Here is a 20,994-nt window from a genome sequence, read left to right on the forward strand (position 1 = left end):
GCTCCAGTCCCGTCCTTTCGTTGCTGCACGCAACTTGCGCAATCTGGAGACGCTGAGGGTCACCAGAGCGCAAACGTTTGGCTGGTTTGTGACGATTTACGCAAAAATCGAACTAAAGAGAGAGAAATTGCGATTTTGGGTAGCCAAAGCGGAAGCGACCCGCTTTGATAGCGGTCAGCACCCAGGCGACGATGCCCGGGTGCGCGCAAGGCCGTCGCGATCGCCGCGCGGCATATCACCCAAGGGGACGAGTCAATGACGACACGACAACCACGCCCAACAGGGCACCACCACCGACACGATGCCGCCCGACGCGGCACCCTCATCGCGACAACGGCCGCGGTGGCCGCCGTCGCTCTCGTTGCGGGCGGCGCGACCGTGGCCACCGCAAAGACGAAGACCTTGCCCGCGAGCCCTGTAGTCACGCGTGCGGGCCTCGACCCAGCGCTCATTGTCGATCACCGCGGCGCGGAAGTCGCCTTCGAGGAGCAGCGCGCGGTAGATGCCGACCACAACGGAACCGTGCTTGCCGAGAGTCGCGATGCCTACACCCTGGCGTCCGAGGCGACGGGCCGTTCCGCCGTGAGTCTCGCTCCGGGGCAGTGGGTGAAGTTCACCCTGCCGAATGACACCAACGCCATCACGGTTCGCTACGCGATTCCAGATTCCGCCGATGGTGGCGGCATCACGGCGCCCCTTGAGGTAGACCTTCCGCGGGGCAAGGACAGGACCATGACCCTCACGTCCGAGTACTCGTGGCTCTACAACCAGTACCCATTCACCAACGACCCGAACTCCGGCCTGCTGCACCCCGACTGGTGGGTGAGCGAGTTCGGTGGCGTGCCTGGGGTTACCGAGCCGGAGGGCTTTGAGAAGCCGTTTCGACCCTTCCACTTCTATGACGAGCAGCGTCTCTTGCTCGGCAAGACCTATCGCGCGGGCGACGTCGTCACCCTCAGGGTTCCTACGTCCAGCGCCGCGGAGTACACCGTGATCGACGTGCTCGACACGGAGCTTGTGGGCAAGCCCTACAAGAACCCCCACGCCGTCAACGTGATGTCGACCGGCGCGGATCCCAAGGGCAAGCGTGACTCGGCCGATGCTATCGACCGAGCGATTGCCTTGGCGAAAAAGCGCGGGACGTCCGTCTACGTCCCGCCGGGCACCTACAAGGTTGACCGCCACATCATCGTCGATGATGTCACGATCGAGGGCGCCGGTCACTGGTACACCACGTTCAAGGGCTCCGAGGTTGCTCTCGACGAGCCGGCCGCCGATGGCTCTATCCACACGGGCGTCGGCTTCTACGGCAAGTGGGCCGAGGACGGTGGCAGCTCCAACGTGCACCTCTCCGGCTTTGCGATCGAGGGCGACGTCCGCGAGCGCATCGATACCGACCAGGTCAACGGCATCGGTGGCGCGTTTAGTGACTCCACCTTTGACGGCCTCCATGTCAACCACACCAAGGTGGCGGTCTGGCTAGACGGACCCATGTCGAACGTGTCCGTCACGAACAACATCTTCGTCAATCAGATTGCCGACGCGCTGAACTTCCACAAAGGCGTGACGGACTCACACGCGACGAACAACTTTATTCGCAATACCGGAGACGATGGCCTGGCGATGTGGGCGGATTCCATCACCAACGCCCGCAACACCTTCGATCACAACACGGTGCAGTCGCCCGTGCTGGCGAACGGCATCGCGATCTATGGTGGCGAGGACATCACGGTGTCCAACAACCTGGTAGCCGACCCGGTTCGCGAGGGCAGCGGCATCCACCTGGGTAGCCGCTTTGGGGCCGAGCCGTTCGCGGGGACCATTTCAGTCACCGACAACACCGTGGTGAGGGCCGGCTCGCGCGAACTCAACTGGAACATCGGTATGGGAGCCCTGTGGATCTACGCGCTCGACAGGAGCATCGATGCGGACATCCAGATTGTGGGTGACCACTTCCTGGACAGCACCTATTACGCGATGATGTTCGTCACCGAGTGGGGCGTCAAGGATGACTACGTCATCGACGGAATCAACGTCGAAGATGTGCGCATCGATGGCACTGGCTTCGGTGCGGTATCCGCAAGGAGCGCCGGCTCCGCGACGTTCACGAACGTGGACGCCCGCAACATCGGCGAACGCGGTATCAACAACTGTGGCGCGTTTAACTGGGACTGGGACGACGGATCCGAGTTCTCGTTTATTGACGGCGGCGGAAACGATGGTGTCGACAACAACCCGTGGGAACCCGGCGTCACCAACTGGTTCACGCGGTACATCCCCAACACCATCACGTGCTTGGACGACGGGCCGCTCAACCCGGCCCCGGCACCCTCGTCGTGGGAGCAGCCTGTCACCCCATAACTCCTTGGAAGGCTAGCAACGCCCGATGCCGGGGTGCCTGGGTTACGCCAGACGCCCCGGCATTGCGCATGCCAGAAATGTGGCGGTCCTAGTGATTGCGCGCATCGGACGAATCGTTCCAGGTAGGGGGGACGAAAGTCCGGTATTGGTGCCAGCGGGCGACCCTAATCTGAAGTCATCAGGTTGCTTAGAAGTGATACTCAGTCCCGAGGTCGCTGGCAGCTGACTGAATCAGAGGAGAACTGAAATGAGTGCGGAAACTGGCAGTGCCACCGAGGTTGCGGCGCCGATTAAGGGACGCGCGGGCTGGGTCTTGCTCAGTGTCACGCGAATCCTGATTGGATTCACCTTTCTGTGGGCATTCCTCGACAAGACGTTTGGGCTCGGATTCTCGACGTGTCGCGACCGTGAGAGTGGAGCCATCACCCTCAACTGTGACGCCTCATGGATCAATGGCGGCCGCATCACCGAGGGCTACCTGGGGTCGTCCTCAGGTCCCCTGAAGGACTTCTTTGTGAGCCTTGGCTCGCAGCCGTGGACTGACTGGGCCTTCATGATTGGCCTGGCCGGCGTGGGCCTGGCCCTCATCCTTGGCATCGGCACACGCATCGCCGCCGTCGGTGGCGCCGCTCTGCTCGCCATGATGTACGTGTCGCACGCATGGCCTGGACAAGGGGGCAACACGACCAACCCGTTCGTCGATGACCACATGATCAACGCTGTCGCGATCTTCGCCATCGTGATTCTCGAGATTCACTTCGTGCAGAAGATTGGCCTCGGTGAGAAGTGGAAGAAGCTGGAGATTGTGAAGAAGAACCGCTGGCTCATCTAGCCGCATTCGTCGGGCGGGGTCCCGCGTGCTCCAGGCGCGCGGGCCCCGCCTCTTTGCGCGCCCGGACGCCCACCAGCACTATCTGTCGCCTGGGGGACTGGCGCAGAGGGCCCGGCGCTACCACCTGGTAGGTAAACTAAGGTAGCAACATGACGAGTGAACAGACTCGAGTCGATGACGGCCCCGCAACAAGCGCTACGCGCAAGGGCGACCAAACTCGTACCCTCATTTTGCGGACGGCCTTGACTCAGTTCGGAGAGCAGGGATATCGCGGCGCGTCATTGCGCGACATCGCCTCCAGATGCGGAATATCGCACCCCGGTCTGCTGTATCACTTTCCCACCAAGGAGGCGCTGCTCCTTGCCGTCCTGGATCACCGCGATCAGGTCGATCGGGCGGAACACGCCACCGCCAACGACTCCGGTATCGACGTGTTGCGGAGGCTGGTGCGCTCAGCCCAGGTGAATCAAAGCCGTCCCGGCATTGTCGAATTGTTCGTGGTGGTGTCCGCCGAGTCCACCTCGGTCGAGCACCCTGCCCACCAGTTCTTTCAGGACCGCTACGCGCGCCTGGTGGACGAAGTCGCGCGCGCCTATGCCGAGGTGGAAGAGCAAGGCGGATTAGTAGCGGGCGTACAGCCGCGCCGCGCCGCGCAGCAAGTGATCGCGCTCATGGACGGCCTGCAGGTGCAATGGTTGCTCGACAACGACGGCGTCGACATGTCGGAGGCGTTGCGCACGCACATTCAGCGCGACGTTAGCTTCACCGTCTAACAGCCTCACACCAGCGGTTTCCCCTCGCGGCGCACAGCAAATCGGCGTATTTTTTTGTGTAGTGGCCATGGACGGTCGCTCGGGCTGCTGCTCGACATACGAATGGGGACATCGCTATGACGAACGACACAATGATGATGGACAACACTCCGGAGGCGTCCGCTGCACCGCGCCACGTCGAAGTAGCGGGTCGAGGAGGCTGGCCATTCCTCAGCCTGCTCCGCATCGCCATCGGCTTCATTTTTCTCTGGGCCTTCCTTGACAAGCTCTTTGGTCTGGGATTCTCGACCTGCCGCGACAGGGACACGGGCGACATCACTGTGGGGTGTGACGCCGCGTGGATCCATGGTTCGCGAATCACCGAAGGGTATCTGGGCAGTTCCACTGGCCCCTTTGCCGACTTCTTCGCCAACCTCGGCACACAGGCATGGACCGACTGGCCCTTCATGCTTGGTCTCGCCGGCATCGGCTTGGCGCTGATGCTCGGCATCGGGACCCGCATTGCCATGTGGGCGGGCATCCTGATGCTGTCCATGATGTACATCTCGCACTCTTGGCCCAACCAGGGTGGAAACACCACCAACCCCTTTATTGACGAGCACATCATCGAGATCCTCGCGATCGTCGCGTGCGTCCAACTAGAACTCGCTCGCCAGTCCATCGGCCTCGGCAAGTGGTGGCGTGGAATGGGTGTCGTTCAGAAGAACCGCTGGCTCATCTAGCCGCGTTCTTCGGGCGGGGTCACGCGTGCACATGATGCCGCGGACCCCGCCTTTGCCATGCACCGAGCGGTGGAGATGACCCCGCGCACGAGGTGGGAGAATGGATCGCATGAACCGCGCTTTACTCAGTCCCATGAAAATCGTCGTGCTGGCACTCGCGTCAGGCCTCGCACTTGTCGTCGCACCCGCAGCTAGCGCTCATACGTCGCTCATCAGCGAGACGCCCGCAGACGGCGACGTGCTCACCGAACTCACGGACGTCGAGCTGGAGTTCTCAGAAGAACTCTTGGACATCGGGAACTCGGTGACGCTGACCGACGCGGAGGGCACGACGCTAGACCTGGCCATCGACCTGACGGTGCCGCGAGTTCTCACTGCGCCCCTGCCCGCAGACCTGACCGCCGGAGACTACGTGGTGGACTGGCGCGTGGTAGCGAACGACGGCCACCCCCTCGAGGACACCATCGCGTTCACTTACGCGCCGGCCGCAACGCCGAGCGAGAGCGCGTCCCCGTTCGCGCCGGGGCCGGCATCGCCCTCCCCGGAATCGAGTGAAAGTGCGGCTCCAGTGCCGACTCAGATTTCCGCTCCCTCCCCGAGCCTGATCTCGGAGCCCTCGGCAAGCGCCGTTCCCATTAGCGCTCCCCTCGAGCAAGAGTCGAGCTCATCCGTGTGGTGGTGGGTCATCGGAATCGGCTTGTTCGTAGGCATCGTGGTGGGCGTCGTCGTGTGGCGCGCCGGATCGCGCCCGGCGACCGCAACAGATGACCCTCCGTCTCATAGCGGGGACACCCCCCAGTCGTGACCGCGCAGTCGAGCATTGTGGGACGCTAATGAGTATGAATCTTCGCCTCGGCACGCGCGCCTCCACCCTGGCGACGACGCAGTCAGGAATGGTCGCCGACGACATCGTCGCGCGCGCCGCCGCGCAGGGCCACGAGGTGACTGTCGAGTTGGTCGAGATCTCGACCAAGGGCGACCGCACCCAGGGCTCGCTGGTGGGTCTTAGTGAGGTGGGGGTGTTCGTCAACGCGCTGCGCGATGCGCTCTTGAACGATGAGTGCGACCTGATTGTCCACTCGCTCAAGGACATGCCCGTGGGTGCACACCCTGAGCTCACCATGGTGGCAGTGACGGAGCGGGAGGACGTGCGCGACGCACTGTGCGCAGACGGCCTGACCCTCGCGGAGTTGCCCGATGGCGCCCGCGTGGGTACCAGTTCACCGCGGCGAGCGGCTCAAGTCAGGGCGTTGCGCTCAGACCTCCAGGTCGCCGACCTGCGAGGCAACGTGGACTCGCGATTGGGGCGCGTGGGAAACGACTTTGATGCGGTGATCTTGGCCGCGGCTGGGTTGGCCAGATTGGGCCGGTCTGATGAAGTCTCCGAGTTCTTCGACGTTACGCAGATGGTTCCCGCCCCCGGTCAAGGGGCCCTGGGCGTAGAGGTTCGCAACGACGCCCCGAAGGACCTGATCGACCTTGTCGGCGCGATCGACCACCCTCAGACCCGCGCCGCAGTGACAGCCGAACGCGCGACGCTCGGAATCCTCGACGCGGGGTGCTCGGCACCGGTCGCCGCGCACGCCACCGTCAATGGCTCCGAACTGAAACTCACCGCGCGGGTCACCAACCTCGCGGGAACGCTGGTGCTCAACGAAATCGACTCTGGCGAGTCGGTGCGCGCCGAATCCATCGGTAAGTCCGCTGGCTGGGCGCTGATGGGTAGAGGTGCCGCCCGGCTGATGGGTCGGTCGTGAGCATCCTGCGGGGAGCGCGAGTGCTGGTGCCGGTCACCGAGCGACGCAGAGCCCTCGCGGACAGGCTGAGTGACGCTGGGATGCAGGTCGACGAGGTGGAGTTCATCGCCATCGCACCGTCGTCCACCCCCGCGGATCTCGCCATCGCTACCGCCAGGTGGTGTTCGGGTCAGTACGACTGGATGGCGGTCACGAGCCGCAACGCGGTCACCGCCATGGCGGAACTCGCCGCCACCGCCGGTACCACGCTCGCTGAGCCACAGCCAGCGGCAAAGGTGGCGACAGTGGGCGAGTCCACCGTGGGCGTGTGCGTGGAGGTCGGACTCGACGTGTCACTGCTGCCATCGGGCAAGGCCAACGCGGCGGGAATCGTCGCCGATATGCCCGAGGGGCCAGGTCGAGTGCTCGCGCCCCTGGGAAACCTGGCGTCACCCGTATTGACTCGCGGCCTGGAACGCAAGGGGTGGACCGTCGACGCGGTCGAGGCCTACCGGACAGTCGATGGGCCGGGAGTGGGGCCCGAGACGATCGCCGCACTACGGGACGGTGACCTTGACGCGGTGTTGCTGACCTCCGGGTCCGTCGCCGAAAGGTTCGCCGCGCAATGCCCGGATGTCGCCGCCGGCACCCGCATCGTCGCTATCGGAGCCACCACCGCGGCATCCGCCGTCGCGGCCGGCCTGAGCGTCACCGCGGTGGCCACCACGCCGTCCTACGACGGCATCGTCGACGCACTCGTCGACGCGCTCACACAGGCGGGTGGCGCATCCGCTCAAGAACTAGCACCAGCCCACGACTCCGCGGAGGACTCATGACCCACACCGGACCCCAGCGCCGCCCTCGCCGACTGCGAGTCTCGCCCGCCATGCGCACTCTGGTGCGAGAGACCCGTCTCAGCGCCGACGCCCTGGTGCTGCCCATCTTTGTGCACGAGTCCATCACCGAACCCCAGCCCATCGCCTCGCTGCCAGGCGTGAGTCACCACACCCTGGATTCGCTCGCGGCGCTCGTGAACGAGGCCGCCCAGGCTGGCATCGGCGCCGTCATGCTGTTCGCGATCCCCACCACGAGGGATGCCACCGGCTCGGCCGGAGCCGACCCGGATGGCATCCTGAACCGCGCGATCGCGCGGGCAGTCGCGGCGGCGGACGGTCGGCTCGTGGTGATGGCAGATTTGTGCCTCGACGAGTTCACCGATCACGGGCACTGCGGGCTCCTCGATACCAACGGCAACGTCGACAATGACGCGACCCTGGGCGCCTACGGCGACATGGCGCTCGCGCAGGCGCGGGCAGGTGCCCACGTGTTGGGGCTCAGCGGCATGATGGACGGCCAGGTGGCCTACGTTCGGGCCGTGCTGGACGATGCGGGCCTGACGGACACCTCGCTACTCGCCTATGCGGCCAAGTATGCGTCGGCATTCTATGGTCCCTTCCGCGAGGCCGTACAGAGCGAACTTGAGGGCGACCGCAAGACGTATCAAATGGATCCCGGCAACGGGCGTGAAGGCGTCCTCGAGGCGGAGATCGACGAAGCCGAAGGTGCGGACATCGTGATGGTGAAGCCTGCACTGCCGTACCTCGACGTGCTCGCCGAGGTCGCCGCCGCCTCCCGCGTGCCGGTGGCCGCGTATCACGTGTCCGGGGAATACTCCCAGATCGAAGCCGCCGCCGAGCGCGGCTGGCTGGACCGCCGCGCAGCTCACCTCGAGGCATTGACGTCGATGGCGCGCGCAGGATCCGACATTGTCGTCACCTACGCGGCGCTGGACCTTGCCGCCTGGCTCAAAGAAAGTTAAGGAACCCATATGACTGACGCTGCACACTTCGACGCTGACGCCTTCGCCGCGCGCGCGGCGGACATCACGCCCGGAGGAGTGAACTCGCCGGTGCGCGCGTGGAACGGAGTCGGTGGCCACCCCGTGCCGATCGCCTCGGCCACGGGGGCTCACGTCACCGACGCCGCGGGTCAGACCTATGTAGACATGGTGTGCTCATGGGGTGCAGCGATCGTCGGTCACGCCCACCCGCAGGTAGTGGATGCGGTGCAAAGGGCCGCGGCCAAGGGCCTTAGTTTTGGGGCATCCACCGAGGCCGAGATTGAGCTCGCGGAGACCATCCGTGCCCGCTACGCCCCGGCCCAGCGGGTTCGCCTGGTCAGCACCGGCACCGAGGCGACCATGACGGCTGTCAGGCTGGCGCGCGGCGCGACGGGCCGCGACCTGGTCGTGAAGTTCGCTGGCTGTTATCACGGACACTCGGACGGCCTGCTGGTCGCCGCGGGCTCCGGGCTCGCCACCTCCGGCGTTCCCGACAGCGGTGGGGTGACGGCAGCCATCGCCGCCCAGACCATCGTCCTGCCCTACGGGGACGATGCGGCGCTCACCGACGCGTTTGCCGAACACGGCGCGCGCATCGCCGCGGTGATCACCGAGGCCGCGCCATCCAACATGGGGGTCGTCGAGCCTCCACTCGGGTTCAACGAGCTGATCGCGTCGCTGTGCCGCAACGAGGGCGCGGTCTTCATCCTCGATGAGGTGCTCACCGGCTTCCGTGCGGGGCCCGCCGGCTATTGGGGTGTGGAGCGAGACGCCGCCGTCGCCCGCGGCAGCGAACCATGGGTGCCGGACCTCGTCACCTTCGGCAAGGTCATCGGCGGGGGACTGCCCGTTGCGGCGCTCGCGGGACGCACCGACCTGATGGAACAACTCGCGCCGATCGGAAGCGTCTACCAAGCCGGCACCCTCTCCGGGAACCCGGTCGCCGTGGCATCGGGACTCGCGACGATGTCGCTGCTCGACGACGGCTTTTACGGGCGCCTCGGTTCACATTCCGACGCCCTCGTCGCGAATGTTTCGGGCGCGCTCTCGGGTGCGAGCATGCCTCACGCCGTCGGTCGCGCTGGCACGCTGGCCTCCTTTTTCTTAGGCCTTGACACCCCGCCAACGACTTTTGGCCAGGCGGCCGAGCAGGACCAAGATGCGTACGCGTCGCTGTTCCACTCGATGCGCAATAGTGGTACCTACCTGCCCCCTTCCTCGTTCGAGGCTTGGTTCCTCTCCGGCGCTCACACGCTCGCGGACATCGACCGTGTCGCCGACGCGGTCGCCACCTGGGCGGTGTCCCGCCCGTAGTCGCGGGCTCCGCCTGTCCCATTCTTTCTCACAGCCGCCCCGCACCAGGGGTGAGAGAAAAGTTTCCCTCGCTTTACACGCGGGGGCACCTCCTGTAACACCCCCTCCCTAGATTTTGTTGTGTCCGACACTGACGTTGACGTCCGTCAGACGTCTCCGCAGCCAACTCAGGGGGAGGGGACACATGGCAATCAACGACACCACCGAGACTCGCCAGGTAGAGCCGGGAGTCATCGGCAAGGGCCGCTGGATAGAGCGCTGGGAACCCGAGAATGACGTCTTCTGGGAGGCCAAGGGCAAGGCCATCGCCTTCCGCAACCTTTGCTACTCGATTCTAGCCGAGCACATCGGCTTCTCCGTATGGCTGCTGTGGAGCATTGTCGTCGTCAAGATGTACGGCACCTTCGATTCCAACGGGGTACTCCTCGAAGCCGGCACTGGCGGCTGGGCCCTCACCCCGGGTGAGGGACTTACCCTGCTTGCCGTGGCATCGGGCGTCGGAGCCTTTCTGCGAATTCCCTACACGTTCGCGGTGCCGATCTTCGGCGGCCGCAACTGGACAGTCATCTCTGCGGTCCTGCTGCTCATCCCCACCTTGGGAATGGCGTGGGTGCTAGGCAAGCCGGACACCTCCTTCGGAGTGCTGCTCGCGATCGCAGCGACGGCCGGACTCGGTGGCGGTAACTTCGCCTCCTCGATGGCGAACATCTCCTTCTTCTACCCCGACAAGGAAAAGGGTTGGGCGCTGGGCCTGAACGCGGCTGGTGGCAACATTGGAGTCGCTGTCGCGCAGAAACTGGTTCCGCTCGCGATCGGCATCTCCGCCATCGGCCTTCCCGCCGCCGGTCTGCTGTACGCGCCCCTCGCAGTCGCCGCAGCGATCTTGTCCTTCGTATTCATGGACAACCTACGCGAGGCCAAGGCCGACCCGAAGCCCACCGCACGGGCCCTGACCCACGGTCACACCTGGTTGATGGCCTTCCTGTACATCGGCACCTTCGGTTCCTTCATCGGCTATTCCGCGGCATTTCCCACGCTGCTCAAGGTGGTCTTTGACCGCGGAGACATCGCGCTGTCGTGGGGCTTCCTGGGGGCGCTGATCGGCTCCCTCGCCCGACCCTACGGAGGCAAACTCGCTGATAGGTTCGGCGGCTCCATCATCACCGTGGTCTCCTTCATGGTGATGGCCGTCGGTGGATACCTGGCCGTCCTCGGAGTCCAACAGGAAAACCTGTTCCTGTTCTTCCTCAGCTTCATTCTGCTGTTCGCCTTCACCGGCATCGGCAATGGCTCGACGTACCGCATGATCCCGTCCATCTTCAACCGACTGCGCGACCAGGACGGCGACGGCTCCGACGACTCGGTGCTCGAATACAAGCGGCAATCCGCCGGGGCCGTGGGCATCATCTCCGCCATTGGCGCCTTTGGTGGCTTTGCGATTCCCTTTGTCTACAAGTGGTCTCAGGCGACGTTCGACGGCTCGATCGTCCCAGCGCTGCAGATCTACATCGGGGTGTTCGTCTTCATGGCGGTCCTGACGTGGGCATTCTTCCTCCGCCCCGGCGCACGGATGCAGAACGTCTGATTCATGACTGACTCACGAGGTGCGACTGAATCGCCGGCTACCACCGCCGGCGGTTCGGTCGCGAGCCACTGCCCGTACTGCGCGCTGCAATGCGCCCAGACGCTGACGCCAACCCCGGCCGGCTCACTGCCGCTCGAGGTCACGGGCCGTGACTTTCCCACCAACCGCGGCGGCATGTGCCAGAAGGGGTGGACCTCCGCCGAGGTGCTACGCGCAAGCGATCGCATCACGGAGCCGATGATCCGCACCGCGGATGGCGGCTTCCGCACCGCCGGCTGGGATGAGGCGCTCGACCTGGTGAGCTCGCGGCTCGCTGACATTCAGCAGCGCTATGGCAAGGACAAAGTCGCCATCTTTGGCGGCGGCGGGCTGACCAACGAGAAGGCCTACTTACTCGGCAAGTTCGCGCGTGTGGTCCTGCAGACGCCCTTCATCGACTACAACGGCCGGTTCTGCATGTCCTCGGCTGCCGCGGCCTCGAACCGGGCGTTCGGAATGGACCGAGGGCTAGGCTTCCCCCTCGCGGATCTGGGCGGCGCCGATGCCGTGTTCGTCTTGGGTTCCAACATGGGCGTGACGATGCCGCCCTTCGTGCAGCATCTGGCCGGCTGCCGCGCACGCGGTGGGCTGATCGTGATGGATCCGCGCGAGACCGTGACCGCCAAGTTGGCGCGCGATGGGGCGGGAATCCACCTAGCCCCGGTACCAGGTAGCGACATGGTGGTGGTGCTCGCGCTCACCCACATCATCTTTGCTGAGGGCCTGGCAGACCTGTATTACTTGGAATCCCGTGCGCAGGGCTGGGAGGCCATTCGCCGCTCGGTCGCGCAGTGGTGGCCGGAGCGTGCGGAGGCCGTGTGTGGCATTCCCGCCGATGAACTTCGACGCGTGGCCCGGCTGCTGGCCGCGGCTGCGCCCGTGCACGGAGGTAGCGGCGCCTACGTGCTGACCGGGCGCGGGGTCGAGCAGATGTCGCAGGGGACTGCGTGTGTGACTGCCGCGATCAACCTCGCGCTGACGCTCGGTCTTGTGGGCGTGGCTGGGTCAGGCTTTGGCCCCGTCACCGGCCAGGGCAATGGTCAGGGGGGACGCGAGCACGGCCAAAAGGCGGACCAGCTTCCCGGATACCGCATGATCACCGACCCCGCCGCACGCGAGTACGTCGCCAGGATATGGGGCGTGCCTGCGGATCACCTGCCCGGTGCGGGCATTCCGGCAGTGCCGATGCTCAAGGCCTTGGGCACCCAAGAAGGTGCCCGCGCGCTACTGGTGCACGGTTCCAACGTGGTGGTGTCCGCGCCCAACTCCGGCGAGGTTATCGACGCGCTCGGCCGGCTCGATTTCCTCGTGGTGAGCGACCTGGTGCCCTCCGAGACCGCGATGCTCGCCGACGTGATCCTGCCCGTCACGCAATGGGCCGAAGAAGACGGCACGATGACCAACCTCGAGGGCCGCGTCATCCGTCGTCGCAAAGCAGTCGAGGCCCCCGGCCAGGTCCGCTCCGAGCTGTGGATCCTGCGCGAGCTCGCCGCGCGGCTGGGCTACACCACCGGCTTCTCCGACGACGCGGAGGAAGTCTTTACGGAACTTGCGTTGGCGTCCAAGGGCGGAACCGCGGACTACAGCGGCATCACGTATCCCATGCTGGACGGCGAGGGAGTGCAGTGGCCCTGCCCGGCGACGGATGTGGGCGCTGCGACGTCAGGAGCTACGCCGCTAGGGACGCCGCGCGTGTTCCTCGACCGCTTCAACACCCCAGATGGCCGCGCCCGGATGATGGTGGTCGACCATCACGCACCGGACGACGATGTGCGCGAAGGTGCGCCGACGTACCTTGTCACCGGGCGGGTGCTGCAGCACTATCAGTCCGGGGCCCAGACCCGCCGCGTCGAGGAACTCTCGGCAGCGCAGCCCGAGCCCTTTGTCGAGGTGCATCCCCTGTTCGCGGAACGCATGGGCCTGGTGGCAGGGGAGTTCGCGACGCTGGCCACCGCACGCGGCCACGCCATTGCTCGTGTGCGTGTGAGCGCTGACATTCGCCCCGACACGGTGTTCATGCCGTTTCACTGGGCCGGACCAGGCAGCGCAAACCTGCTCACCAACGACGTCACCGACCCGATCTCCGGCATGCCGGAGTTCAAGGTCACCGCCGTCGCCGTCGCACCCGTCGCGACGCTGGCGCCGATTCCGGAAGGGGCCACCGCCTGATGAGAGTGGTGTTGATTGGTCACGGCATGGTGGGCTCCCGGTTCGCCGATGACTTGGTGTCCCGCCGCCCCGACGCTCGCGTCACGGTGCTGGCCAAAGAGGACGTGGCTCCCTACAACCGTGTGCTGCTATCGAGTGTGGTGGCAGGAAAGTCTGACGCCTCGATGCTGTCGCTGCCGCTGGAGTCGCACCCACGAATCGACGTGAGGCAGGGAGTCAGGGCGGTGTCAGTCAACCGAGGTGACTGCACGGTCACCGACAGCACGGGCGAGGTCCACCACTATGACCGCCTCGTGTTCGCCACCGGCTCCGCTGCGCGCATCCCCAACATTCACGGCATCGCCACTGATCTGGGACTGGTGCCGGGAGTGTCGGTACTCAAGGACCTGGCGGACGCCGAGCAGATCGTTGCTCAGATTCCGCGCGCCCGCCGAGCGGTCGTGCTAGGTGCAGGTGTCCTTGGGCTGGAGGTCGCGACCGGCCTGGCGAGTCGTGGATTGTCCGTCACCCTCGTTCATCACCACGGCAGGTTGATGGAGCGCCAACTCGGTGACGCGGCCTCGAATGTCGCGGAGGGCTCGCTGGGCCGCCTGGGCGTGAGCGTCGTCACCGATTCCTCGGTCGACCGGGTCACGGAGCGCCGTGGAGTGCTGAGCGCAGTGGAGCTCAGCAACGGCACCGAGATCTTGGCCGACATGTTGATCATGTGCGCCGGCACCATCACCGAGTCCGCACTCGCGCGCAACGTGGGCCTGCCATGCGATCGCGGCATCCTGGTGGGCGATGACCTCGCCTCTCCAGCGGATCCCAAAGTCTTTGCCATCGGCGACTGCGCGCAACCGTCTGAGGGCGGGACGGGCCTCGTTGCCCAGGGCTGGGACCAGGCCGCACGGTTGGTCAACGCCTGGTCGGTGAGCCCGGGCTCGCAGTCGCATGCCGCTTCACAGGGCAGTGGTGCGAAGGGTGCGGACGAGATGGACACAGACCTGACCAATGTGGTGCGCGTCAAAGCGCCCGGCCTGGACGTCGTGACGATGGGACTGTCGGGCAAATTCGACCACGGCGAGCGCGAACTGCGGGCAGTGCGCATGAGTGACCCCAGCATCGGCCGCTTTGTGGAGGTGGTGGTGTCACACGGGATCCTCGTCGGCGCCACCGTTGTGGGTGACAAAGTGGCCGCCGCCGAGCTCAGCGCGATGTATACGCGCATGATCCCGGTACCCAGCGATCCAGCACACCTGATCATCCGCCCACTTGCGGGTGCTGTCGCCACGGTGGTGACTTCTGTCGAGGACATGGACGACGATCACCCCGTCTGCCAGTGCAACTCGGTCAGCAAGGGCGCGATTGTCGCGGCAGTCCATGACGGCTGCACCACCACGGACGAGGTGGCGCGTGCCACTCGAGCCTCAACCGGCTGCGGCGATTGTCGGTCTCTCGTGGGAGACATCATCGGCTCCTGTGCGGCACCAGACCTCGACACAGTCTCATCAGATTCACGACCCGCGGATCAGTCCGCGGCCACCAAAGTCCCCGCACTGGCGGGGCGGACGAAGGGATGACCCATGAGTGCAACATCTAACACCACCAGCCCCAAGCAGATCGTGGTCGTGGGTGGCGGCATGGTCGCTCACCGCTTCACCGAGGCTATGCGTGCTCGCGATACCGCCGGTGAGTTCGCGGTCACCGTACTCGCGGAGGAGCCGCGGCGTCCGTACGACCGCGTCGCGTTGACGAGCTACTTCACTGGTCGCCACCCCGAAGACCTGGAACTGGGGGACCGCGACCTGTGGGATCACCCGCTGGTCACCCTTCACCGCGACGCACGCGTCGTCGAGATCGACCGCGAATTACGCACCGTGACCGACAAGCACGGCAAGACGTACCCATACGACCACCTCGTGATGGCCACAGGTTCCTACGCCTGGACCCCGCCGACCGAGGGCGCGGACCTGCCGGGCGTGTTCGTCTATCGCACCATCGATGACGTCGCCGCACTGCGCATCTACGTCGAGGAACGTGCCAAGGAGGAGGGACGCCCCGTTCGCGGGGCCGTGATCGGTGGCGGTCTGCTGGGCCTGGAAGCGGCCGGCGCACTGCAGGAGTTGGGGGCGACCAGCACGGTGATCCAGTTCAACGATCGCCTGATGAACTTGCAGGTGGACGAGGGTGGTGGCGCCGCACTCGGCCGCCTCGTCGAGAACCTCGGCGTGACCGTCAAGGTGAACACCGCGACACAGTCCATCAAGCCCAACAAGACGGGCCGCGTGGGCCACCTGGTCTTCGCCAATGGTGGGGAACAGCTTGCGGACGTCGTGGTCTTCGCTACGGGGGTGCGGCCGCGCGACGAACTGGGCCGCGAGGCTGGCCTTCACATAGGCGAGCGTGGCGGAATCGTGGTTGACGACACGTGCCTGACGAGCGACGCATCCGTCAGCGCGATCGGTGAGGTGGCCTGCATCCAGGGTGCCTGCATTGGTCTTATTGCGCCGGGCAACACCATGGCGGAGATCGCCGTGGACCGGCTCCTCGGCGGCAGTTCTGAGTTTCCGGGCGCCGACACCGCTGCGAAGCTCAAGCTGCTCGGCGTCGACGTCGCATCGTTCGGAGACGCGCACGGCACCACGCCGGGAGCGCTTGAACTGGTGTACGCGGACCCCGTCGCCGGTGTCTACAAGAAGCTCGTGCTCACCGATGACGCACGTACCCTGTTGGGCGGTGTCCTGGTGGGTGACGCATCGTCCTACGCCTCGCTGCGCCCCATGGTCGGCAGCGAGCTGGGCGGCGACCCTGCCGGCTGGCTCCTTCCCGAGGGAGCGATCGAGCGACCCAATGTCGAGTTGCCCGATGCGGCCAACGTGTGCTCGTGCAATAACGTCTCCGCTGGCACCATCCGCGGTGCCGTCACGGACCATGAATGCACCGATATTGCGTCGGTCAAGGCGTGCACCAAGGCAGGTACGTCGTGTGGATCGTGCCTCCCGCTCGTCAAAAAGATTGTCGGCACCGAACTCGAGAAGGCCGGTATCGAGATCTCTAACGCCCTGTGCGAGCACTTTGAGTTCTCCCGCGCGCAACTCTTTGACGCGATCCAAGTCAGTGAATTGCGGACGTTCTCGGAGATCATCGAGCGTTTTGGCAAGGGGCGCGGCTGCGACGTCTGCAAGCCCACCATCGGATCCGTCCTCGCATCGCTGCACAATGAGCACGTGCTCGCGGAGGACCGCGCGGCCCTGCAGGACACCAACGATCGCGTCATGGCAAACATGCAGAAGGACGGCACCTATTCAGTAGTGCCGCGCGTTCCCGGAGGCGAGATCCTGCCCGAGCACCTCATCCTGATCGGTCAAGTTGCCAAGGACTACGGCTTGTACACCAAGATCACCGGCGGCCAGCGGCTCGATCTGTTCGGCGCCCGCCTCGAGCAGTTGCCGGAGATCTGGCAGCGGCTCGTGGACGCCGGCATGGAGTCCGGCCAGGCGTACGGCAAGTCGCTGCGCACCGTGAAGTCCTGCGTGGGCTCCACCTGGTGCAGGTTCGGGGTGCAGGACTCCACGACCATGGCCATCGCGCTCGAGCTGCGCTACCGCGGCCTGCGCAGCCCCCATAAGCTCAAGATGGGCGTCTCCGGATGTGCCCGTGAGTGTGCCGAGGCGCGCGGCAAGGACGTGGGCATCATCGCGACGGACAACGGTTGGAACGTCTACGTGGGAGGCAACGGCGGCTTCACCCCGGTACACGCGCAGCTCCTGGTCGAGGACGTGGACGACGACATGGTGTTCAAGGTCATCGACCGCTATCTAATGTTTTACATCCGCACGGCGGATCGTTTGCAGCGCACGGCACCCTGGCAGCAGGACTACGAGGGCGGCCTAGACGCCATTCGCGAGATCGTTGTCAACGACTCCCTGGGCATCTGCGCTGACCTGGACGCACACATGGAGCGCCACGTCGACACCTACGAGGACGAGTGGGCGGCGGTGTTGCGTGATCCTGAGCGCCTGCGCCAGTTCAGCTCGTTCATCAACGCCCCCGAGACGCCGGATCCCACGCTCGCCTACATGCCCGAGCGCGGTCAGCGCCGTCCCGCCACCGACGAAGAGCGCGAGAATTCTCCCGTGCTCATCGCATCGCCCACCCTGGAGATTCGCTCATGACCACTCTTCACGCCACAGACACCGAGACGATGGTACGTGTGTGTCACGTCGATCAGCTCACTCCAGAGTTGGGCGTCGCGGCGCTCGTGGGCGAGACTCAAGTAGCACTGTTCTTGCTGAGCGACGGCTCCGTTCACGCGGTGCAGAACCTCGACCCCTTCTCAGGCGCGTCGGTGATATCCCGCGGCATCACCGGCTCCAAGGGAGACATCCCCACCATTGCGTCGCCCATCTACAAGCAGGTCTTCTCGCTACTGACGGGGGAGTGCCTGAGCACCATGGACAAGGAACCCAAGAATGGCGCGAGCCCCAACTTGGCGACCTACCGCATCACCAGCGACAATGGCCAGGTGTACATCAACCTGGCAGGTGGCGAGTGACCTCACTCTTTGGATTAGATCTGCGCGACAAGCGCATTGTGGTTGCCGGCGGTGGCATCGTCGCGACTCGACGGCTCCGGCGCTTCCTCTCCGAGGGGGCCGAGGTGGTCGTGATCTCACCCGAGGTTTCAGACGACATCGCGCGACTGGCCAGTCATCACGACATCGAGTGGCGACAGCGCACCATTGAGGAGGCGGACCTCGAGGGTGCCTGGTTCATCCTCCTCGCCACGGATGACCGCGAGGTCAATGCGCGTCTCTCAGCCCGCGCCGCCCAACTACGCGTGTGGTGTATCAACGCGTCCGATGCTGCGCAAGGCACCGCACGCGCGGCCGCGACGTCGACGCACGGTGATCTCGCCATCGGCGTCGTGTCCCTTGATGCCCCCGACCCGGCGCGCGTGCGCGCAGTCCGCGATGCGATTGCAGCGGTGGTCGACGGCGGCGAGGTGGATTTGCGCCGGCACCGTCCAGGCGCCGGTCGCGTCATCCTGGTGGGATCAGGGCCCGGGGATGCAGGGATGTTGACCATCCGTGGACGTCAAGCCCTCTCCGAGGCCGATGTGGTGGTCACCGATCGGCTGGGATCTTCTGCAATTCTGTCGTCCCTTCCGTACGACGTCGAGGTCGTGAATGTCGGCAAGTCGCCGGACAACCACCCCGTGCCGCAAGCGGAGATCAACCGCATCCTGGTGGAGCGCGCGCTGGAGGGCAAGTCTGTGGTGAGGCTCAAAGGTGGCGACCCGTTCGTGTTCGGTCGCGGCGGCGAAGAGGTCAATGCGTGCCTAAGCGCAGGCGTCGACTACGAGGTGGTGCCCGGAGTGACGTCTGCGCTGTCCGTGCCCGCGTCCGTCGGCATTCCCGTCACGCAGCGAGGCGTTGCGACGTCGGTGCTCGTGACCACCGGCCACGCGGGTGCTGACCAGGCGGCCATCGCCTCGATGCTTGCGGGTGCCACCGTCGTCGTGCTGATGGGCGTCACGGCCCTTCCCGCCATTGCGTCAGCAGCCATCGCCGCGGGCGTTGATGAGGACACCCCGGTGGCCGTGGTCGAGAGCGGCACCACCGCCCGAGAACGAGTGACACGGGGACCGTTGGCTGACATCGCCCGTATCGCGTCGGAAACAGGCGTGAAACCTCCCGCCGTTATCGTCATCGGAGAGGTGGCACGACCTGACCTATTAGCGTCGCTCGTGGCCGCCACCCCACAGTAGAGGAGCTCGGCGTGACGATGGTTGGCGAACCGCTCGCGGGATGCGTCATGGTCATCACGGCTGACCGTCGCAAACGGGAGCTCGCGTCGGCGCTCGAGCGCCGGGGAGCGACCATTCAGCACGCCGCCGCGCTGAGCACCATCCCGCACCTCGATGACGAACGACTCATCGCGGACACCCGCGCCATCATCGCCAACCCACCCCATGTGGTGGTGGCGACCACCGGCATCGGCTTCCGGGGATGGATCGAGGCAGCCGATGCCGCGGGTCTCGCGGACGACCTACTCGACTGCCTGCGCGGTGCCCGATTGATCGCACGCGGTCCCAAGGCGCGCGGTGCGATCCAGGCCGCCGGACTGGAATCCGACTGGGTTGCGGAGAGCGAGACCGCCGCAGAACTGCGCGACTACCTGCTGGCCGAGGGCGTCAACGGACTGCGCATCGCGGTCCAGCATCACGGCAATGGCTCGGACGGGCTCGATGAGGCTTTTACCAGCGCGGGCGCCGAAGTGCAGAGCCTGCTGATCTACGGCTGGGGGCCGCCAGTGGAACCCGACGCTCACCGGGAATGGGTGCAGCGGGCCGCGGACGGGGGAGTCGATGCCGTGCTGTTCACCTCCGCGCCGGGAGCGTACGAGTGGCTCGGCACCGCGCGCGAACTCGGAGTTGTCGAGGAGGTCAAGCGTCGCAGCGCTGATCGCTCACTCGTGATGGCGGCGGTAGGCCCGGTCACTGCCGGCCCTCTGGAGGCTGTCGGCATTACGACGTGCTATCCGGAGAGGTGGCGTCTGGGCGCGTTGATCCGCGAACTCGTGCGCCACTACGCCGAGGACTCCGTGGGACAACAGACCGCCAGCGGCATGCTCGTCATGCGCGCGACCACCGCCGTCCTCGATGGGCGAGTGCTGCCGCTGACCCCCACTGGCCTAGAAATCCTGCGAGCGCTGGCCTCCGCCGGCGGAAACGTGTTGACCCGGGACCAACTCGCAGAACTGCTGCCCGGTGCGCAGGCGGGGCCGCATGCCGTCGAGGCGGCCATCAATCGCCTACGCGAAAATTCCGGCGCCAAGGGTATTGTCCGTACGGTGGTGAAGCGCGGCTATGCGTTGGGGGTGACCTCGTGAGCGCCGATGCTGTGGTGACGCCGGCCAAGACGTCACGTCCCGTCCTCATCGGCTGCGCGCACGGTACTCGCGAGCCGGCCGGACAGCAGGTGATCCTGGATCTGCTCGAGGCGATCCGTGGTCACCTCGGCGTGGACGTCCGCGAGGCCTACGTCGACGTGCAAGACCCCAAGGTTGACCAGGTGGTCGACAGCATCCCCGCGGCAGGCGAGGGATCCGGCCCGACCGCCGTCGTGGTGCCGCTGCTCTTGGCCGGCGGCTATCACGTGTACGTGGACATCGCCAAGGCCACCCAGGAGCGCGACGATGTCGTCGCCGCACCGGCGCTAGGGCCCGACGAACGTCTGATTGACATTGTGCTCGAGCGCGTCGCGGAGGCCGGGATTCCGGACACCGCAACACTCGTCTTGGCCGCCGCAGGGTCCTCGGACCCGCGCTCCCAGGCGGATACCGAGGCGGCCGCGGACATGTTGCGTACGCACTGGGGCGGTCCGGTGAGGATCGGCTATGCCGCGGGCATCAAGCCCAGCGTCGCGGAGGCTGTGGAAGCCGCCCGCGCCAATGGCGAGGAGATGGAGGTTGCCGTCGCATCGTTCCTGCTGTCACCTGGTTTCTTCCAGGGACGCATCGAGGCTGCGGGCGCCGATCACTTCACCGCGCCACTCGCGCCGCACCCCCTCCTGCTTGACATCGTCGCCGACCGGTATCGTGATGCGAGTGGAGCATGACCGAGACACCCCAGCCAGCC

At 65.6% G+C, this 20,994-nt stretch carries 17 protein-coding genes; all 17 read left to right on the top strand.

What is annotated here, in order from left to right; translation table 11 throughout:
- Window positions 1-255: 255 nt before the first annotated feature.
- The 17 genes from AOP73_RS09125 to AOP73_RS09205 all read left to right on the top strand — a co-directional run bounded on the left by AOP73_RS09125 (window position 256) and on the right by AOP73_RS09205 (window position 20,974).
- On the top strand, window positions 256-2,361 hold the full coding sequence (locus AOP73_RS09125; RefSeq protein ID WP_084626765.1) for a glycosyl hydrolase family 28-related protein: 2,106 nt from the start codon (window positions 256-258) through the stop codon (window positions 2,359-2,361).
- Window positions 2,362-2,608: 247 nt separating this feature from the next.
- The gene (locus AOP73_RS09130; RefSeq protein WP_061965208.1) at window positions 2,609-3,193 is read left to right on the top strand and encodes a DoxX family membrane protein; all 585 of its coding nucleotides are present in this window, start codon (window positions 2,609-2,611) and stop codon (window positions 3,191-3,193) included.
- Window positions 3,194-3,342: 149 nt separating this feature from the next.
- The gene (locus AOP73_RS09135; RefSeq protein WP_061965210.1) at window positions 3,343-3,966 is read left to right on the top strand and encodes a TetR/AcrR family transcriptional regulator; all 624 of its coding nucleotides are present in this window, start codon (window positions 3,343-3,345) and stop codon (window positions 3,964-3,966) included.
- Window positions 3,967-4,082: 116 nt separating this feature from the next.
- Window positions 4,083-4,688 carry a DoxX family protein gene (locus AOP73_RS09140; protein ID WP_061965212.1) on the top strand — a complete coding sequence of 202 codons (606 nt, stop codon included), beginning with the start codon at window positions 4,083-4,085 and terminating at the stop codon, window positions 4,686-4,688.
- A gap of 133 nt (window positions 4,689-4,821) precedes the next feature.
- Window positions 4,822-5,493 (top strand): copper resistance CopC family protein, encoded by a 672-nt coding sequence (locus AOP73_RS09145; protein ID WP_061965214.1) that lies wholly within the window; start codon window positions 4,822-4,824, stop codon window positions 5,491-5,493.
- 34 nt (window positions 5,494-5,527) lie between these two features.
- On the top strand, window positions 5,528-6,445 hold the full coding sequence (hemC, locus tag AOP73_RS09150) for a hydroxymethylbilane synthase (protein ID WP_236683571.1): 918 nt from the start codon (window positions 5,528-5,530) through the stop codon (window positions 6,443-6,445).
- Window positions 6,442-7,260 carry a uroporphyrinogen-III synthase gene (locus tag AOP73_RS09155; protein WP_152650623.1) on the top strand — a complete coding sequence of 273 codons (819 nt, stop codon included), beginning with the start codon at window positions 6,442-6,444 and terminating at the stop codon, window positions 7,258-7,260. Before hemC ends, AOP73_RS09155 begins: the two co-directional genes overlap by 4 nt.
- The gene (gene hemB / locus AOP73_RS09160) at window positions 7,257-8,243 is read left to right on the top strand and encodes a porphobilinogen synthase (protein WP_061965220.1); all 987 of its coding nucleotides are present in this window, start codon (window positions 7,257-7,259) and stop codon (window positions 8,241-8,243) included. The genes AOP73_RS09155 and hemB overlap by 4 nt, the downstream gene beginning before the upstream one ends.
- A gap of 9 nt (window positions 8,244-8,252) precedes the next feature.
- A complete protein-coding gene (locus AOP73_RS09165; RefSeq protein WP_061965222.1) occupies window positions 8,253-9,578 on the top strand; it encodes a glutamate-1-semialdehyde 2,1-aminomutase in 1,326 nt (441 codons plus the stop codon).
- A 184-nt stretch (window positions 9,579-9,762) separates the two neighbouring features.
- On the top strand, window positions 9,763-11,163 hold the full coding sequence (locus AOP73_RS09170) for an MFS transporter (protein ID WP_061965224.1): 1,401 nt from the start codon (window positions 9,763-9,765) through the stop codon (window positions 11,161-11,163).
- A 3-nt stretch (window positions 11,164-11,166) separates the two neighbouring features.
- Window positions 11,167-13,371 (top strand): molybdopterin oxidoreductase family protein, encoded by a 2,205-nt coding sequence (locus AOP73_RS09175; RefSeq protein ID WP_061965226.1) that lies wholly within the window; start codon window positions 11,167-11,169, stop codon window positions 13,369-13,371.
- Window positions 13,371-14,933, top strand: coding sequence for an FAD-dependent oxidoreductase (locus tag AOP73_RS09180; RefSeq protein WP_084626768.1), 1,563 nt, complete (start codon window positions 13,371-13,373; stop codon window positions 14,931-14,933). The genes AOP73_RS09175 and AOP73_RS09180 overlap by 1 nt, the downstream gene beginning before the upstream one ends.
- Window positions 14,934-14,936: 3 nt before the next feature.
- On the top strand, window positions 14,937-17,528 hold the full coding sequence (gene nirB / locus AOP73_RS09185) for a nitrite reductase large subunit NirB (RefSeq protein WP_061965230.1): 2,592 nt from the start codon (window positions 14,937-14,939) through the stop codon (window positions 17,526-17,528).
- Window positions 17,525-17,908 (top strand): nitrite reductase small subunit NirD, encoded by a 384-nt coding sequence (nirD, locus tag AOP73_RS09190; RefSeq protein WP_061965232.1) that lies wholly within the window; start codon window positions 17,525-17,527, stop codon window positions 17,906-17,908. The genes nirB and nirD overlap by 4 nt, the downstream gene beginning before the upstream one ends.
- Window positions 17,905-19,122, top strand: coding sequence for a uroporphyrinogen-III C-methyltransferase (cobA, locus tag AOP73_RS09195; RefSeq protein ID WP_061965234.1), 1,218 nt, complete (start codon window positions 17,905-17,907; stop codon window positions 19,120-19,122). Before nirD ends, cobA begins: the two co-directional genes overlap by 4 nt.
- 17 nt (window positions 19,123-19,139) lie before the next feature.
- Complete coding sequence (locus AOP73_RS09200; RefSeq protein ID WP_061965687.1) at window positions 19,140-20,246, top strand: uroporphyrinogen-III synthase; 1,107 nt, start codon at window positions 19,140-19,142, stop codon at window positions 20,244-20,246.
- A complete protein-coding gene (locus tag AOP73_RS09205; protein WP_236683572.1) occupies window positions 20,243-20,974 on the top strand; it encodes a sirohydrochlorin chelatase in 732 nt (243 codons plus the stop codon). Before AOP73_RS09200 ends, AOP73_RS09205 begins: the two co-directional genes overlap by 4 nt.
- The last annotated feature ends 20 nt before the right edge of the window (window positions 20,975-20,994 follow it).

It is taken from the genome of Demequina aurantiaca (assembly GCF_000975135.1).
Classification (GTDB): Bacteria; Actinomycetota; Actinomycetes; order Actinomycetales; family Demequinaceae; genus Demequina; species Demequina aurantiaca.

What these genes read in the sequence shown, in the direction of transcription:
- AOP73_RS09130 (WP_061965208.1), top strand. Translation starts at nt 2,609, where the DNA reads ATGAGTGCGGAAACTGGCAGTGCCACCGAGGTTGCGGCGCCGATTAAG.
- nirB (WP_061965230.1), top strand. Translation starts at nt 14,937, where the DNA reads ATGAGTGCAACATCTAACACCACCAGCCCCAAGCAGATCGTGGTCGTG.
- AOP73_RS09135 (WP_061965210.1), top strand. Translation starts at nt 3,343, where the DNA reads ATGACGAGTGAACAGACTCGAGTCGATGACGGCCCCGCAACAAGCGCT.
- AOP73_RS09175 (WP_061965226.1), top strand. Translation starts at nt 11,167, where the DNA reads ATGACTGACTCACGAGGTGCGACTGAATCGCCGGCTACCACCGCCGGC.
- AOP73_RS09180 (WP_084626768.1), top strand. Translation starts at nt 13,371, where the DNA reads ATGAGAGTGGTGTTGATTGGTCACGGCATGGTGGGCTCCCGGTTCGCC.
- AOP73_RS09165 (WP_061965222.1), top strand. Translation starts at nt 8,253, where the DNA reads ATGACTGACGCTGCACACTTCGACGCTGACGCCTTCGCCGCGCGCGCG.
- AOP73_RS09170 (WP_061965224.1), top strand. Translation starts at nt 9,763, where the DNA reads ATGGCAATCAACGACACCACCGAGACTCGCCAGGTAGAGCCGGGAGTC.
- AOP73_RS09140 (WP_061965212.1), top strand. Translation starts at nt 4,083, where the DNA reads ATGACGAACGACACAATGATGATGGACAACACTCCGGAGGCGTCCGCT.
- AOP73_RS09125 (WP_084626765.1), top strand. Translation starts at nt 256, where the DNA reads ATGACGACACGACAACCACGCCCAACAGGGCACCACCACCGACACGAT.
- nirD (WP_061965232.1), top strand. Translation starts at nt 17,525, where the DNA reads ATGACCACTCTTCACGCCACAGACACCGAGACGATGGTACGTGTGTGT.
- AOP73_RS09145 (WP_061965214.1), top strand. Translation starts at nt 4,822, where the DNA reads ATGAAAATCGTCGTGCTGGCACTCGCGTCAGGCCTCGCACTTGTCGTC.
- hemB (WP_061965220.1), top strand. Translation starts at nt 7,257, where the DNA reads ATGACCCACACCGGACCCCAGCGCCGCCCTCGCCGACTGCGAGTCTCG.
- hemC (WP_236683571.1), top strand. Translation starts at nt 5,528, where the DNA reads ATGAATCTTCGCCTCGGCACGCGCGCCTCCACCCTGGCGACGACGCAG.
- AOP73_RS09200 (WP_061965687.1), top strand. Translation starts at nt 19,140, where the DNA reads ATGGTTGGCGAACCGCTCGCGGGATGCGTCATGGTCATCACGGCTGAC.